A 15,784-nucleotide genomic window follows, 5' to 3' on the forward strand; every position below is an offset into this window, starting at 1 on the left:
GCGCGAAAGGATACGGGCATGGCATTCGGCGGTTTGTTTTCGACCGACATCGCAATCGACCTCGGGACGGCGAACACGCTGATCTATGTCAAGGGCAAGGGGATCATCCTCAACGAACCGTCGGTGGTGGCCTACCACGTCAAGGACGGCAAGCGGCAGGTGCTGGCCGTGGGCGAGGATGCGAAGCTGATGCTGGGCCGCACGCCCGGCAGCATCGAGGCGATCCGCCCGATGCGCGAAGGCGTCATCGCCGACTTCGACAGCGCCGAGCAGATGATCAAGCACTTCATCAAGAAGGTGTTCAAGCGCACGACCTTTTCGAAGCCCAAGATCATCGTCTGCGTGCCGCACGGGGCGACGCCGGTGGAGAAGCGGGCAATCCGCCAGTCGGTCCTGTCGGCCGGCGCGCGCAAGGCGGGTCTGATCGCCGAACCCATCGCGGCCGCCATCGGCGCTGGCATGCCGATCACCGAACCGACCGGCAGCATGGTCGTCGATATCGGCGGCGGCACGACCGAGGTCGCGGTGCTGTCCCTGGGCGACGTGGTCTATGCCCGTTCGGTCCGCATCGGCGGCGACCGCATGGACGAAGGCATCATCAACTATCTGCGCCGCAACCAGAACATGCTGATCGGCGACAGCACCGCCGAGCGCATCAAGACCAGCATCGGCACCGCCCGGATGCCCGATGACGGGCGCGGCGCCACGCTGATGGTGCGCGGCCGCGACCTTTTGAACGGCATTCCCAAGGAAATCGAGATCAGCCAGGCCATGGTCGCCGAGGCGCTGGCCGAACCCGTCCAGTCGATCTGCGAGGCCGTGATGGTCGCGCTGGAAGCCACGCCCCCGGACCTGGCAGCCGACATCGTCGACCGCGGCGTGATGCTGACCGGCGGCGGCGCCATGCTGGGCGAGCTGGACCTGGCGCTGCGCGAGCAGACCGGCCTGTCGATCAGCCTGGCCGACCAGCCGATGAGCTGCGTGGCGCTTGGCACCGGCAAGGCGCTGGAATTCGAAAAGCAGCTGCGCCACGTCATCGACTACGACAGTTGATCCGACGACCGGAGGGCCGCCAGAATGGCGCGCAAGGGTCCCGACTTCGCCACCCCCGTCCGGCGCGTGCTGATCGCGCTGCTGGCGCTGGCGCTGCTGGCGCTGTTTCTCTTCTGGCGCATCGACAGCCCCCGGGCCGAGATGATGCGCACCGCGCTGATCGACCGGATCGTGCCGCGGTTCGAATGGGCGCTGGTGCCGGTGACGCAGCTGTCGCAGATGGTGTCGGGCTTCCAGAGCTATGCCCGGCTTTACGAACAGAACCAGGAACTGCGCCGCGAATTGCAGCGCATGACCGCCTGGAAAGAGGCTGCCGTCCAGCTTGAGCAGGAAAACTCGAAGCTGCTGGCGCTGAACAACACCCGCATCGATCCGGCGCTGACCAGCGTCACGGGCGTGGTGATGGTCGACAGCGGATCGGCCTTTCGCCAGTCGGTGCTGCTGAACGTCGGCGCGCGCGACGGCATCATCGAAGGCTGGGCCACGATGGACGGGCTGGGTCTTGTCGGCCGCATCGCCGGCGTCGGACAGCGGATCAGCCGCGTGATCCTGCTGACCGACCCGTCGTCGCGCCTGCCCGTGACGATCCAGCCGACCGGTGAACGGGCGCTGCTGGCGGGCGACAACACGCCCCTGCCGCTGCTGGAGTTCATCGAATCGGGCGACAACGTGCGGCCGGGCGACCGGGTGGTGACCTCGGGCGACGGTGGCGTCTTCCCGGCCGGCCTGCTGGTCGGTCAGGTGGTGCAAGGCGGCGACGGCCGGATGCGGCTTCGCATGGCGGCCGACTACGAACGGCTGGAATTCCTGCGCGTCCTGCGATCGCACCCGGCCGAGGCCGTCGTGGACAGCGATGCCGTCATCCGCCGCGGCAACGAGGGTTTCATCGGCCCGCAACTGCCCGAATCTCCCGTCGAGGCAGCCTCGGCCAGCGACCCGCTGAACCCCGGCACCGTGCCATGATCCAGCTGCCGAACCGCAGTTTCGTGCTGGGCACGCTGGTCTTCCTGTTCGCGGCCTGGGCGCTGTTGTTCCTGCGCCTCTTGCCGCTGTCGCAGGGCTTCATGGGCTGGCCGGGCCCGGACATGGGCCTTGCGCTGATCCTCGCCTGGGTGCTGCGCCGTCCGGACCAACTGTCCGCGCCGGTCGTCGTGCTGGTTGTCCTGGTCGAGGAAGTGATGCTGATGCGGCCCCTGGGCCTGTGGACCGCCATCGTCCTTATCGGCTCCGAGGCGGCACGATCGCGCGAAGCCCGTTGGCGCGACCAGCCATTCATGGTTGAATGGATCGGGGTCGGGGTGCTGATCGGCCTGATGATGCTCGGTTACCGGATCGCTCAGGTGCTGTTCATGCTGCCGGTTCCGGCACTGGGCCAGGTGATCCTGCAATACCTTGCGACGGTGGCCGCCTATCCCGTCGTGATCTTTCTGGCGCGCTGGCTGATCGGCCTGCGCAGGATCCGGCGCGGCGAGGCGACCTGAACGGCATGACGAGGGTTTCATGAAGAAATCACAGCGCGAAATCATGGTCAGCAATCGCCAGATCACCCGCAGGGGGCTGATGCTGGCGGGGGTGCAGATCGCGACGGTGACGACGCTTGCGCTCAAGCTGCGGTCGATGCAGCTGGACCATGCCGAGGAATACCGGATGCTGGCCGACGGCAACTCGATCAAGATCCGCCTGCTGCCGCCGGCACGGGGCCTGATCCTGGACCGCAACGGCCTGATCATCGCCAACAACGAACAGAACTATCGCGTGACACTGACGCGCGAGGAAGCGGGCGGAGAGGTCGCGCCCGTCCTGCGCCGCCTTGCACAGCTGATCCCCATGCCGGAAGCTCGAATCGACGAGCTTCTGGAAGAGTTTTCCAAACGTTCGGCCATCACGCCGATCGTGCTGGCCGACCGGCTCAGCTGGGACCAATTCAGCGCCATCGCCGTCAACGCGCCATCGCTGCCGGGCGTGACCCCGGAATCCGCGCTGTCACGGGCCTATCCGCGTGCGGGCGACTTCGCCCATGTGATGGGATATGTCGGCCCCGTCAGCGACTATGACCTGTCGAAGATCGAGGATCCGGAACCGGTCCTGCTGCTGCCCGACTTCCAACTGGGCAAGATCGGCGTCGAGGGACGGATGGAGGAGGTCCTGCGCGGCAAGGCCGGTGCCCGCAGGGTCGAGGTGAACAGCACCGGCCGCGAGATGCGCCAGCTGTCGCGGCAAGAGGGCGAGCAGGGCGCGGCCGTGCAACTGACCGCTGACGCGGCGCTGCAGAACTACGCGGCGCAGCGCATGGGCGAGGAAAGCGCCGCCGCCGTGGTCATGGACTGCCAGACCGGCGACCTGGTGGCGATCTGTTCCTCCCCCAGCTTCGATCCGAACAAGTTCGTGCGCGGGATCTCCAGCGCGGATTACCGGGCGCTGATGGATCACGACCACCGCCCGCTGGCCGACAAGACGGTGCAAGGGGTCTATCCGCCGGGGTCGACCTTCAAGATGGTCACCTTGATGGCGGGGCTGGAGGCGGGCGTGATCGACGCCGGCAGCCGCTATTACTGCCCCGGCTATACCGAACTGGGCACGCGGCGCTTCCACTGCTGGCGGCGCGGCGGGCACGGGACCGTCGATGCCGTGAAAAGCCTGGAGGAAAGCTGCGACGTCTACTTCTATGAACTGGCGCAGCGGGTCGGAATCGACCGGATCGCGGCCATGGCGCGCAAGCTGGGCCTGGGTACCCGCCACGACCTGCCGATGTCGGCCGTGGCCGAGGGGATCGCGCCTGACCGCGAATGGAAGCAGGCCCGATATGGGCAGTCCTGGCAGATCGGCGACAGCCTGAACGCCTCGATTGGGCAGGGCTATGTGCTGGCTTCTCCCTTGCAGCTGGCGGTGATGACCGCGCGCATCGCCTCGGGGCGGCAGGTCGAGCCGCAGCTGATCCGGTCCATCGACGGGGTGCGGCAGCAGGTGGCGGAATATCCGCCGCTGGATATCTCGGAAAACTCACTCAGGGTGGCGCGGGCCGGGATGGACGCGGTGATGAACAGCGCCCGCGGCACGGCCCGAAGCTCTCGGATCTCGCGCGAGGACTGGCGCATGGCCGGCAAGACCGGCACCAGCCAGGTGCGCAACATCACCGCCGCCGAACGGGCGCGGGGCGTCATCTCGAACGAGCAGCTGCCGTGGGATCGGCGGGACCACGCACTCTTCGTCTGTTATGCTCCGTTCGAGGCGCCGCGCTATGCGGTCTCGGTCGTCGTGGAACATGGCGGCGGGGGTTCCGCCGTCGCGGCGCCCATCGCGCGGGACATCCTGCTGTTCGCGCTGAACGGCGGGCTGCCGCCGCCGGACGCCATCCCGTCGGACCAGCGCGCCGCGATGGACGCCCGCCACGAGGCCATGCACCTCTACAAGCCCGAGCCCCCGCGCCCGGGCCGCAGCAGGGCCTAGCGGCATGTCCTATCTCGACTACCAAGTTGCACAGGTTCCGACCGGCTTTCGCAAGATCCTTTATATCAACTGGCCGCTGGTCGTGCTGGTCGTGGCGGTCTGCTGCATCGGGTTCCTGATGCTGTATTCCGTCGCCGGCGGCGTGCTTGAGACCTGGGCCGAGCCGCAGATGTACCGCTTTGCCGTCGGCATGGTGATCATGCTGGGGCTGGCCTTCGTGCCGATGTGGTTCTGGCGCGGGATCTCGATCGCGGCTTATGTGGTGTGCTTCCTGATGCTGGTCGCGGTCGACCTGTTCGGGACCATCGGCATGGGCGCGCAGCGCTGGATCGACATCGGCCCGGTGCGGGTCCAGCCGTCCGAGCTGATGAAGATCGCGCTCGTCCTGCTGCTGGCCGCCTATTACGACTGGCTGGACCTGCGCCGCGTGTCGCGGCCGTTCTGGGTCCTGGTCCCCGTCGTGCTGATCCTGGCGCCGACGGCGCTGGTGCTGATCCAGCCCGACCTCGGCACCTCGATCATGCTGATCGCTGGGGGCGGGATCGTGATGTTCGCAGCCGGCGTGTCCTTGTGGTATTTCGGCGTGGTCATCGCCGCCGGCGTGGGGCTTGTGGCGGCCGTGATGAAAAGCCGCGGGACCGACTGGCAGCTGCTGAAGGATTACCAGTTCAAGCGGATCGACACGTTCCTTGATCCGAATGCCGACCCGCTGGGGGCAGGCTACAACATCATCCAGAGCCAGATCGCGTTGGGGTCAGGCGGCTGGTCGGGGCGCGGCTTCATGCAGGGCACGCAGTCGCGGCTGAACTTCCTGCCCGAAAAGCACACCGACTTCATCTTTACGGTCCTGTCCGAGGAATTCGGCTTCATCGGCGCGTTTTCCCTGCTGACGCTCTACATGCTGATCGTGGGCTTCTGTCTTTATTCGGCGCTGTCGAACCGCGACCGCTTCGCCAGCCTGATCACCATCGGCATCAGCGGCACGTTCTTTCTGTATTTCTCGATCAACATGGCGACGGTGATGGGGCTTCTGCCGGCCAAGGGGTCACCCCTGCCGCTGGTCAGCTATGGCGGCACGTCGCTGATGATCCTGATGCTGGGCTTCGGCCTGGTGCAGGCCGCCCATGTCCACAGGCCGAGGTGACGCGATGAAGATCCGGTTTTCCGCCAGCGCCGAGGCTTGGACCAAATGGGCCCCCGTCCTGCGCGCGGCGCTGCCCGAGGCTGAACTGGCGCGCGACGGCGACCCCGCCAGCTTTGACGCGATGATCTATGCCCCCGGCGGCGACATCACCGATTTCGCGCCATATCGCAACGTCCGCCTGGTCCAGAGCCTCTGGGCCGGGGTCGAGCGGATCGTGACCAACAGCACGCTGACCCAGCCGCTGGCGCGGATGGTCGATCCGGGGCTGGCGCAGGGGATGGCGGAATACTGCGCGGGCTGGGCGATGCGGGCACATCTGGGCATGGACCGCTATGCGCAGGACGGCATCTGGCGGAACGACCTGTCGCCCCCGCTGGCAACCGACCGTCAGGTCACGATCCTCGGCATGGGAGAGCTTGGCCGCGCCGTCGCCCACATGCTGCGCGGGATCGGGTTCGGCGTCACGGGCGTCAGCGCCTCGGGGCGCTCGGTCAAGGGGGTGGCGGTCCATCCGCTGGCCGATCTGGTCCGAGTGCTGGGGCAGGCCTCGATCCTGATCTGCCTGCTGCCCGACACGCCCGACACCCGGAACCTTCTGGACGCGCGGCGGCTGGCGCTGCTGCCCGAAGGGGCGTGGATCGTCAATCCGGGACGCGGCACGCTGATCGCTGACGACGCCCTGCTGGAGGCGCTGGATCGTGGCCGCCTTGCCCATGCGGTTCTGGACGTCCTGCGGACCGAGCCGCTGCCGCCTGCCCACCCATTCTGGGCGCATCCTGGGATCACCGTCACCCCGCATATCGCGGCCGAGACGCGCCCCGAGACCGCTGCCCCGGTCGCGGCCGAGAACCTGCGCCGCGCCATGTCGGGGCGGCCGATCCTGCACCTGGTGGATCGCGCGAAGGGTTACTGACCCCGATCGGTCGGCGGCCTGTCGCCCCGCGCCGCCCGGGCCCGCGCCAGTTCCGCCGCACGCCCCGATGCGCGGGCAATGCGCGTCGCCATCTGCTTTTCCCGGCGCCGCTGATAGGCGCGGAAGACGGGCACCGTCAGGTAATGCGTGCCGACCGAGACGATCAGCCCCAGGATCGTCCCGCCGACGACATAGGGCCAGAAGATCTGCCAGAAGAAATCCTCGAGGCGCACCCAGTGAGCCACCTCGGGTCCGAAGACGGACTGGATGTTGTGCCAGATCTCGCTGGTAGCCTGTGAAAATTCCCGAAAAATGAAGTTCGGTGACAGCTCCCCCTTCAGGCCCAGGATCTCTCGGCCAAGTCCGACCGAGGCCAGCGCGATGAAGGGCAGGGTGACCGGATTGCCGACGAAGGTCGCCAGCAGCGCCGCCAGGATGTTGCCGCCGATGATCCAGGCAACCGCCGCCGCCGACAGGAAGTGAAATCCGAAAAGCGGCGTGAAGGACACGAAGACGCCTGCCGCCACGCCGCGCCCGATCCGGTGCGGCTGGTCGGGCAGGCGTCGCAGGCGGTGGATCACATAGGTCCCGGCCCGTCGCCATCCGCCGCGCGGATAGATCATCTCGCTGGCTATCCGGCCATAGCTGCGGGGTTTGCGACGTTTGAACAAGGGACACCCGATCCGATGGTATCTGCGGGCGGGCCGCCCGTCAGGGTTTCAGCGCCGGGTCCCTGACGCGGGACACCTGAGCGACGTCGCTTTCCGCTTCCACCGCGGTCAGCAGGTTGTGCAGGTGTTCCTGGTCGCGCAGTTCGACCTCGACCTCGATGCGATAGAAATCCGGCTTGCGGGCAATGAACTCCAGGTTCGAGATATTCGCCCCCTGCGCGCCGATCAAGGTGCAGATGCGCCCCAGCACCCCCGCATCGTGGCGGATCGTCAGGTTCAGGACGCTGGAATAGGCCGCCGGGTGACGCCCGTCGCGCCACTGGATGTCGACCCAGCGGTCCGGGCTGTCCTCGAACTCGGCCAGGACCGGGCAGTCGATGGCGTGGATCACCACGCCCGCGCCGCGATAGGTGATCCCGACGATGCGTTCGCCCGGCAGCGGATTGCAGCAGGGCGCGCGTTTGAAGTTGGCGTCGGCCTCCAGTCCCGCGAAGGGGCGCTTGCCGTCGATCTCGTCCTGGTGGTCGGCCAATTCGGGATAAAGGACGGCCAGAACCTCTTTTGCGGAATTCTCGGCGCTGCCGATCCGGGCCAGCAGCTCCTCGGCCGTGGGCAGGCCCATCTGCTTGGCCGCCGTGCGCAGCGCCTTGTCGGTGACCTTGCGGCCGACATGTTCGAAGCTGACGCGCACCAGTTCGCGCCCCAGCCGGATGAAGCGGTCGCGGTCCTCTTCGCGCAGGGACCGGCGGATGGCAGCCTTGGCGCGGCCCGTGACGACGATGTCCAGCCAGGTCGACTGGGGGCGCTGGCCGGATGCGGCGATGATCTCGACCGACTGGCCGTTCTTCAGCCGCGTCCACAGGGGTACGCGGATGCCGTCGATCTTGGCGCCGACGCAGGAGTTCCCCAGCCGCGTGTGGATCGCATAGGCGAAATCGATAGGTGTCGCGCCGCGCGGCAGCTGCATCACGTCGCCCTTGGGCGTGAAGCAGAAGACCTGGTCCTGGTACATCTCCATCTTGACGTGCTCGAGGAACTCGTTGTGGTCCTCGGTGTCGAAGCGGTCGGTCAACTGGGCGATCCATTCGGCGGGATCGACCGCGAAGGGGTTCCGGGTGCGCACGCCGTCGCGATAGGCCCAGTGGGCGGCGACGCCGGCCTCGGCGACCTCGTGCATCTGGCGGGTGCGGATCTGCACCTCGACCCGCTTGCCGTCGCGGCCCGACACGGTGGTATGGATCGACCGGTAGCCGTTCGACTTGGGCTGGCTGATATAGTCCTTGAACCGCCCCGGCACCGCCCGCCAGCGATGATGGATCACGCCAAGCGCGCGATAGCAGTCCATCTCGCAGCGTGTGATGATCCGAAAGCCATAGATGTCCGACAGCCGTGAAAATGCCAGCTGCTTTTCCTGCATCTTGCGCCAGACGCTGAAAGGCTTCTTCGCACGGCCGAAGACATCGGCGTCGATGCCTTCCTTTTCCAGCTCGGCCCGGATATCGGCGGTGATCTGGCCGATGATGTCGCCGCTGTCCTTCTGCAGGCTGACGAAACGGCGGATGATGGAACTGCGCGCCTCGGGATTGATGACCTTGAAGGCCAGATCCTCGAGCTCTTCGCGCATCCACTGCATGCCCATGCGTCCGGCCAGGGGCGCATAGATGTCCATTGTCTCGCGCGCCTTCTTGACCTGCTTGTCGGGGCGCATCGACCGGATCGTGCGCATGTTGTGCAACCGGTCGGCCAGCTTGACAAGGATCACGCGCATGTCGCGCGACATCGCCATGAACAGCTTGCGGAAGTTTTCCGCCTGTTTCGACTGCGCGCTGGAAAGTTCGAGATTCGTCAGCTTGGTCACGCCGTCGACCAGGTCGGCGATCTCGGCGCCGAAAATTGCCGACACCTCGTCCTTGGTGGACCGGGTATCCTCGATCGTATCGTGCAGAAGCGCAGTGACGATGGTTGCGTCGTCCAGCCGCATTTCTGTCAGGATGGCGGCGACGGCGATGGGATGGGTGAAGTAGGGCTCGCCCGAATGGCGGAACTGCCCTTCGTGCATCCGCATCCCGTATTCGTAGGCATCGCGGATCAGGGTTGCGTTGCTGCGCGGGTTATAGTTGCGCACCAGCGCCAGAAGGTCCTCGACGTCGATCATGATGCTGCCGAAGACCTCTGTTTCTGGCATTCCGTCCGGGATCAGCTGCGCTGGTTGGCTTCCAGCATCATGCGCAGCATACGTTCCTCGGACTCCTCGTCGGCGGGCTTGGGACGGTCCACCTCGGCGCCCAGAAGCAGCGCCATCGCGTCTTCCTCGGGCTCGTCGACCTCGATCTGGGTCTGGGTGGATTCGATCATCCGCTCGCGCAGCTCGTCCACGGGCTGGGTTTCCTCGGCGATTTCGCGCAGGGCGACCACCGGGTTCTTGTCGTTGTCGCGGTCGACGGTCGGCGCGCTGCCGGCCGTGATCTCGCGTGCGCGATGCGAGGCGAGCATCACCAGATCAAAGCGGTTGGGAACCTTGTCGACGCAGTCTTCAACCGTTACGCGGGCCATGAATCACCTGTGCAGTTGCGAATCGGACATTCGGGGCGAAAAGGGACTACTGTTCGCTTGGGCGCCGGATGTCAAGGTCCGACGTCCCCATCGGCACCATCCCCTCCAGTGCCTCGGGCCGCAGCGCGGCCAGCATGTCCGACACGCTCTGCCCCGTCAGCGGGTGGCGCCAGCCGGGCGCGATCTCGGCCAGCGGCGCAAGGACGAAGGCGCGGTCCTGCAGGCGCGGGTGCGGAAGGATCAGCCGGTCCGGCGCCAGGGTCCGCTGCGCCTGCGGGTCCAGCCCCATCCAGCGCCGCAGGTGATCGGCATTCGGCAGGATGCGGTCGTCCATCGCGACCAGGTCCAGGTCCAGGGACCGTGCCGACCAGCGCCCGCCGGACCGGTCGCGCCCGAACTCGGCCTCGATCCGGTGCAGGTGGGCCAGCACCTCGTCCGGCGGCAGGTCGGTCCGGATCGTCGCGGCGGCGTTCACAAAGTCGGGACCGCTGCCCGTCGGAACGGCAGGAGTCCGCCAGAACCGGCTCAGCGCAGATATTGAAATGCCGGGGCCACTATGCAGAATGTTCAGGGCCGCACGCAGGGTCGCCCTTGGATCCCGCTGCGACAGAGGAAGATTGGCACCCAGAGCAACGATACCAAAAGACAGCTTAACCACGCTTTCTCCTCTATAATACAGGTTCAAGGCGACGGACAGGCCGCGCGGGCCCCTCACCCTGGCAGTTTGTCCCGCCTTGCAAGAAGAACTCCGACAAAGGCAACACCGATGTTTTACAAAGACGACAGATTGGCGATCTTCATAGACGGCGCCAACTTATACGCGGCATCGAAGTCGCTTGGCTTCGACATCGACTATAAGCTGTTGCGCCAGGAGTTCGACCGCCGCGGCAAGCTGATGCGAGCCTACTACTATACCGCCCTGGTCGAGGGCGACGACTATTCGCCCATCCGCCCGCTGGTGGATTGGCTGCACTACAACGGCTTTTGCGTGATCACGAAGCCCGCCCGCGAATACACCGACACCGCCGGACGCCGCAAGATCAAGGGCAACATGGACATCGAGCTGACGGTGAACGCCATGGAGCTGGCGCCGCATCTTGACCACGCGGTGCTTTTTTCCGGCGACGGCGATTTCCGCCCGCTGGTCGAGGCGCTGCAGCGGCAGGGCGTGCGCGTTTCGGTCGTGTCCACGATCCGCAGCCAGCCGCCGATGATCGCCGACGACCTGCGCCGGCAGGCCGACAACTTCATAGAGTTGGACGCGCTGCGCGACATCATCGGCCGCCCGCCGCGCGAACCGCAGCAGGTCGAGACCTGACCGCGCCGGCCCCCGGACGCTGGACGGCGCTGGCGCTGATCTGCGCCGGCGTCATCGGCGCCATGGCCTGCTGGTTTTCCACCACCGCCATCGGGCCGGAACTGGCCCGGGTCTGGCAGCTGTCGCCCGCCGAGGCAGGCTGGCTGACGAACGCGGTGCAGATCGGTTTCGTGGTGGGGGCGCTTGCGTCCTCGGCGGTGAACCTGCCCGACATCCTGCCGATGACGCGGCTGATCACCGTATCGGCCCTGCTGGCGGCTGCCGCCAACGCCGCCGTCCTGCTGCAGCCGGACTTCACCGGGCTGCTGCTGGCGCGGCTGGTCACCGGCGTCGCCCTGGCCGGGGTCTATCCGCCGGCGCTGAAGCTGATGGCGACGTGGTTCGTCGCCGGGCGCGGTTTCGCGATGGGGCTGCTGGTCGGTGCGCTGACGCTGGGGTCCGCGATGCCGCACCTGCTGCGGGCGCTTGGCGGCGGGCTGGACTGGCGTGTCGTGGTTGCGGGGGCCAGCATCGGCGCGCTCAGCTCGGCGGCGATCTTCGGACGTGCCGTGGCCGAAGGGCCGCACGGTTTCGCGCGGGCCGCTTTCGATCCGCGCCAGACACTGCGGGTGCTGGGCGACCCGCCGCTGCGCCTGGCCACGGTCGGATATCTGGGCCACATGTGGGAACTCTATGCGATGTGGGCCTGGTTCCTGACGTTCGCGCTGGCTGCGGGGCAGGCCGGGTCGCTGCCGGTCAGCGCCTCGGTCCTCACTTTCCTGGCCATTGCCTCTGGCGTCTTCGGCTGCGCGCTTGGCGGCTGGTTGTCCGACCGCATCGGGCGGTGCTGGACAACGGCCGGCATGATGGCGGTGTCGGGGGCCTGCGCCGGGTTGATGGGCCTTGCCTGGGGCGGTCCAGGCTGGCTGCTGGCGCTGATCGCGGTGGTCTGGGGCATCAGCATCATCGGCGACAGCGCACAATTCTCGACCGCGGTGACCGAGCTTTCGGACCGCCACCTGGTCGGCACGGCGCTGACGCTGCAACTCGCCTTGGGCTTTGCGCTGACGGTGCTGGCGATCTGGCTGATGCCGCATGTCGCCGCGGCGCTTGGCGGCTGGCGGTGGGCGTTCCTGGCGCTGGTGCCCGGCCCGGCGGCCGGGGCCTGGGCAATGCTGCGCCTGCGCGCGCTGCCGCAGGCGGCCGTGCTGGCCGGGGGCCGGCGCTAGAGGGGTGGTGCGGACGGCGGGACTTGAACCCGCACTTCCATTCGGAAAACAGATTTTCGTACCACTTCGGCTTTCGCCGCCGGGTTTCCCCGTTCGTGGTCTGGACTATCCCTTCGCCCTAGCCTTCAGCCTTAGGCGCCGCCCGTCTAGTCTCTACACCTTCCCCGGCGGGCCGGGGCTTGGCTCGGGATCGGCACGGGCGAACCCAGAGCTTTCCCCGAATTTGAGCGGTTCTGCACCGACGGTTTCCCGCGCGGGCACTCCAATTGTCAAAGTCTGCTGCGTCTACCGATTTCGCCACGTCCGCGTGACCATGAAGCAGCATATTGCAGGCGGCGCGCGCTTGGACAAGCCGCTGCCGACGGTCGGGACGCGAAAAAGCGGAACCGCGCCACCGGCCCAAGGTTGTCCCGCACATGGGAAACAGGAGGGAACGATGTCCCAGATCAGCCAGACGCAGGGCAACGGCGGCGAACTGCACCAGCGCGGGGGCGAGACCCTGACCACGAACCAGGGCACCCCGGTATCGGACAACCAGAACAGCCTGAAAGCCGGCGCGCGGGGGCCGACCCTGCTGGAGGACTTCGTGCTGCGCGAGAAGATCTTCCATTTCGATCACGAACGCATCCCCGAACGGATCGTCCACGCCCGCGGCTCGGGCGCGCACGGTTACTTCGAATGCACCGACCCTATCCCCGAACTGACCCGCGCAGGCCTTCTGTCGAAGCCGGGCCGCGTGCCGGTCTTTGCCAGGTTTTCCACGGTCGCGGGCGGCGCGGGCAGCGTAGACACGCCGCGCGACGTGCGCGGCTTTGCCGTGAAGTTCTATACCGAGGAAGGCAACTGGGACCTCGTCGGCAACGACATCCCGGTCTTCTTCATCCAGGACGCGATCAAGTTTCCCGACCTGATCCATGCCGTGAAGATGGAGGCCGACAAGGGCTATCCCCAGGCCGCCAGCGCGCATGACACCTTCTGGGACTTCGTGTCGCTGATGCCCGAATCGATGCACATGATCATGTGGGCGATGTCGGACCGCGGCATCCCTCGCAGCCTGCGCATGATCGAGGGCTTTGGCATCCACACCTTCCGGCTGGTCAACGCCGAGGGAAAGTCGACCTTCGTCAAGTTCCACTGGAAGCCGCGGCTTGGCCTGCAGTCGCAGGTCTGGAACGAGGCGGTGAAGACTGCCGGCGCCAACCAGGACTATCACCGGCAGGATCTGTGGGAGGCCATCGATTCGGGCGACTTTCCCGAATGGGACCTGGGCATCCAGACCTTCGACGCCGAATGGGCGGCCCGCCAGCCCTATGATGTGCTGGATTCCACGAAGCTGATCCCCGAGGAGGACATCCCCGTCCGCATCGTCGGTCGCATGGTTCTGGACCGCAATCCCGACAACTTCTTTGCCGAAACAGAGCAGGTGGCCTTCTGCCCGGCCAACATCGTGCCCGGCATCGACTTCAGCGACGACCCGCTGCTGCATGGCCGGCTGTTCAGCTATCTGGACACGCAGAAGTCGCGACTGGGGACGGCGAACTTCCACCAGCTGCCGATCAATGCGCCCAAGTGCCCGATGCACAATTTCCAGCGCGACGGGATGATGCAGATGGCGGTGCCGAAGGGCCGGGCGAATTATGAACCGAACAGCCTGGACGAGGCGGGCGAGTATCCGGGTCCGCGCGCCATCGATCACGGGTTCGCCACGGCAAGGTCGATGACCGACCTGAGCAACCGGCCGGACGAGAAGCTGCGGGTGCGGCCTGAACTCTTCGGCGATCACTACAGCCAGGCCCGGATGTTCTATCGCAGCCAGACCGAGGTCGAGCAGCGCCACATCGCCGAGGCGGTCACGTTCGAACTGTCGAAGGTCGGCCTGGGCCACGTGATCCAGCGGATGCTGGGCCACCTGCGGGTCATCGACGAGGAACTGGCCGAAATGGTCGCCGAAGGCCTGGCCGAGGACCTGCCGGAATCCGCCAAGCCCTTCCGAGAGCCGATCGACATGCCGACCTCGGACGCGCTGTCGATCGCCAAGAGCGCGAAGTACACGCTGAAGGGCCGAAAGGTTGGCATCCTAGTCGGCGACAACGGCGATCAGGCGCAGGTGGACGCGCTGGTCGCGGCCGTCGAAGCCGAAGGCGGCAGCACGATGCTGATCGCGAAAGAGCGTGGCAAGGCCGAGGCGCAGCTGGCAGGTTCTCCCTCGGTCCTGTTCGATGCGGTCGCGCTGGTCATGTCGACCGAGGATGCCGCGAAGCTGTCGAAGTACAAGCCCGCCATCGATTTCGTGTCCGACGCCTTCGCCCATTGCAAGGCCATCGGCGCGGACGAGGCGGCCGCGAAGCTGTTGTCGGCCGCCGGGGTGGTCCCTGACAAGGGCGTACCGTCACTGGAGCCGGCGGCCTTCGTCGAGGCGGCGTCCCGACGGTATTATGAACGCGAAGAGGCGATCTGGTAACCGGCGGCTCGGGGGCTTCGCGCCCCCGGACCCCGACGGGTTCGACGCGAAGACACCCGGTCAGCCATAGCTGCGGGTCGGGCGGTCGAAGACCTTGCGGCCCATCAGGCTGCCGACCAGGTCGACCATCAGCTTGGCGGTCCGCCCGCGCTCGTCCAGGAACGGGTTCAGCTCGACCAGGTCAAGAGAGGTCACCAAGCCCGATTCGTGCAGAAGCTCCATCACCAGATGCGCCTCGCGGAACGTCGCGCCGCCCGGAACGGTGGTGCCGACAGCCGGTGCGATGGAAGGGTCGAGGAAATCTACGTCCAGGCTGACATGAAGAAGGCCGTCGGCCGCCCGCACCCGGTCGAGGAAAGCGCGCAGCGGCGCCACGATGCCCTGTTCGTCCAGGACGCGCATGTCGTTGACCGTGATCTCGGTCGGCTGCATGGCGGCCAGTTCCGCCGGATCGACGCTGCGAATGCCGAACATGCAGATGTTCTCGCCCGGGATCGGGGAGGGGAAGGGCGGGAAGGGGGCAAAGCCTGAAAGGCCGCTTGCATAGGCCATCGGCGTGCCGTGCAGGTTCCCCGAGGTGGTCGAGGCGACGGTGTGAAAGTCGCTGTGTGCGTCCAGCCAGATCACGAACTGCTGGCGGCCCTGCGCGGCGGCATGGGCCGCCACGCCCGCCACGGTTCCGAGCGCCAGCGAGTGGTCGCCGCCCATGATGATGGGCATGCCGTCGGGCAGCGCGGCGGCGGTTGCGGCCGAAAGGGCGCGGGTCCAGGCGATGGTTTCGGGCAGGTGATGGACGGCGGGGTTGTCGCAGGTCTCGGGTCCCGGCGGGGCGGGGGCGACGTCGCCCCTGTCCTCGACGCTGTGGCCAAGCGCGGACAGCGTGCCGGCCAGGCCAGCGGTGCGATAGGCGGCGGGTCCCATCAGGCAGCCGGGGCGGCGCTGGCCCTCGTCCACGGGGGCGCCGATCAGGATGCAGTGCGTCATCGGGGTCTCCGGTTGCGGATCGCCGCAAGTAA

14 protein-coding genes and 1 tRNA gene are annotated in these 15,784 nt (G+C 66.9%); 9 read left to right on the top strand and 6 right to left on the bottom strand.

Annotated elements, in window-relative coordinates:
• Positions 1-18 precede the first annotated feature (18 nt).
• The 6 genes from OC159_RS00755 to OC159_RS00780 are packed head-to-tail and all read left to right on the top strand — an operon-like array spanning position 19 to position 6,557.
• Positions 19-1,053 carry a rod shape-determining protein gene (locus OC159_RS00755; RefSeq protein ID WP_265499241.1) on the top strand — a complete coding sequence of 345 codons (1,035 nt, stop codon included), beginning with the start codon at positions 19-21 and terminating at the stop codon, positions 1,051-1,053.
• 24 nt (positions 1,054-1,077) lie between these two features.
• Positions 1,078-2,016 carry a rod shape-determining protein MreC gene (gene mreC, locus OC159_RS00760; protein WP_265499242.1) on the top strand — a complete coding sequence of 313 codons (939 nt, stop codon included), beginning with the start codon at positions 1,078-1,080 and terminating at the stop codon, positions 2,014-2,016.
• The gene (locus tag OC159_RS00765; protein ID WP_265499243.1) at positions 2,013-2,534 is read left to right on the top strand and encodes a rod shape-determining protein MreD; all 522 of its coding nucleotides are present in this window, start codon (positions 2,013-2,015) and stop codon (positions 2,532-2,534) included. The genes mreC and OC159_RS00765 overlap by 4 nt, the downstream gene beginning before the upstream one ends.
• Positions 2,535-2,553: 19 nt before the next feature.
• A complete protein-coding gene (gene mrdA, locus OC159_RS00770) occupies positions 2,554-4,500 on the top strand; it encodes a penicillin-binding protein 2 (RefSeq protein WP_265499244.1) in 1,947 nt (648 codons plus the stop codon).
• A gap of 4 nt (positions 4,501-4,504) precedes the next feature.
• Complete coding sequence (gene rodA, locus OC159_RS00775; RefSeq protein WP_265499245.1) at positions 4,505-5,644, top strand: rod shape-determining protein RodA; 1,140 nt, start codon at positions 4,505-4,507, stop codon at positions 5,642-5,644.
• A gap of 4 nt (positions 5,645-5,648) precedes the next feature.
• On the top strand, positions 5,649-6,557 hold the full coding sequence (locus OC159_RS00780; RefSeq protein WP_265499246.1) for a 2-hydroxyacid dehydrogenase: 909 nt from the start codon (positions 5,649-5,651) through the stop codon (positions 6,555-6,557).
• On the opposite strand, the gene OC159_RS00785 is transcribed toward OC159_RS00780, so the two are convergent.
• The 4 genes from OC159_RS00785 to folK all read right to left on the bottom strand — a co-directional run bounded on the left by OC159_RS00785 (position 6,551) and on the right by folK (position 10,439).
• Complete coding sequence (locus tag OC159_RS00785) at positions 6,551-7,180, bottom strand: DUF2062 domain-containing protein (RefSeq protein ID WP_265499247.1); 630 nt, start codon at positions 7,178-7,180, stop codon at positions 6,551-6,553. The two genes, OC159_RS00780 and OC159_RS00785, sit on opposite strands and share 7 nt — an antisense overlap.
• Before the next feature lie 88 nt (positions 7,181-7,268).
• Positions 7,269-9,383: a RelA/SpoT family protein gene (locus tag OC159_RS00790; protein WP_265499420.1), complete on the bottom strand. Its 2,115-nt coding sequence runs from the start codon at positions 9,381-9,383 to the stop codon at positions 7,269-7,271.
• 41 nt (positions 9,384-9,424) lie between these two features.
• Positions 9,425-9,781, bottom strand: coding sequence for a DNA-directed RNA polymerase subunit omega (rpoZ, locus tag OC159_RS00795; protein ID WP_265499248.1), 357 nt, complete (start codon positions 9,779-9,781; stop codon positions 9,425-9,427).
• A 46-nt stretch (positions 9,782-9,827) separates the two neighbouring features.
• Positions 9,828-10,439, bottom strand: coding sequence for a 2-amino-4-hydroxy-6-hydroxymethyldihydropteridine diphosphokinase (gene folK / locus OC159_RS00800; protein ID WP_265499249.1), 612 nt, complete (start codon positions 10,437-10,439; stop codon positions 9,828-9,830).
• Between the two features lie 108 nt (positions 10,440-10,547).
• On the opposite strand from folK, the gene OC159_RS00805 reads away from it, so the two are divergent.
• Together OC159_RS00805 and OC159_RS00810 are read left to right on the top strand one after the other, a co-directional pair.
• Positions 10,548-11,099: a LabA-like NYN domain-containing protein gene (locus tag OC159_RS00805; protein WP_265499250.1), complete on the top strand. Its 552-nt coding sequence runs from the start codon at positions 10,548-10,550 to the stop codon at positions 11,097-11,099.
• 38 nt (positions 11,100-11,137) lie between these two features.
• Complete coding sequence (locus tag OC159_RS00810; RefSeq protein WP_265499421.1) at positions 11,138-12,307, top strand: MFS transporter; 1,170 nt, start codon at positions 11,138-11,140, stop codon at positions 12,305-12,307.
• A 5-nt stretch (positions 12,308-12,312) separates the two neighbouring features.
• On the opposite strand, the gene OC159_RS00815 is transcribed toward OC159_RS00810, so the two are convergent.
• Positions 12,313-12,384 (bottom strand) — tRNA-Leu (locus OC159_RS00815).
• Positions 12,385-12,743: 359 nt separating this feature from the next.
• Between OC159_RS00815 and OC159_RS00820 the strand changes: the two genes are divergently transcribed.
• Positions 12,744-14,768 carry a catalase gene (locus OC159_RS00820; RefSeq protein ID WP_265499251.1) on the top strand — a complete coding sequence of 675 codons (2,025 nt, stop codon included), beginning with the start codon at positions 12,744-12,746 and terminating at the stop codon, positions 14,766-14,768.
• Between the two features lie 60 nt (positions 14,769-14,828).
• Here OC159_RS00820 and rocF read toward each other — a convergent pair whose 3' ends face one another.
• A complete protein-coding gene (rocF, locus tag OC159_RS00825) occupies positions 14,829-15,752 on the bottom strand; it encodes an arginase (protein WP_265499252.1) in 924 nt (307 codons plus the stop codon).
• Between the last annotated feature and the right edge of the window lie 32 nt (positions 15,753-15,784).

The sequence above is a fragment of the Paracoccus beibuensis genome (assembly GCF_026162625.1).
Classification (GTDB): Bacteria; Pseudomonadota; Alphaproteobacteria; order Rhodobacterales; family Rhodobacteraceae; genus Paracoccus; species Paracoccus beibuensis.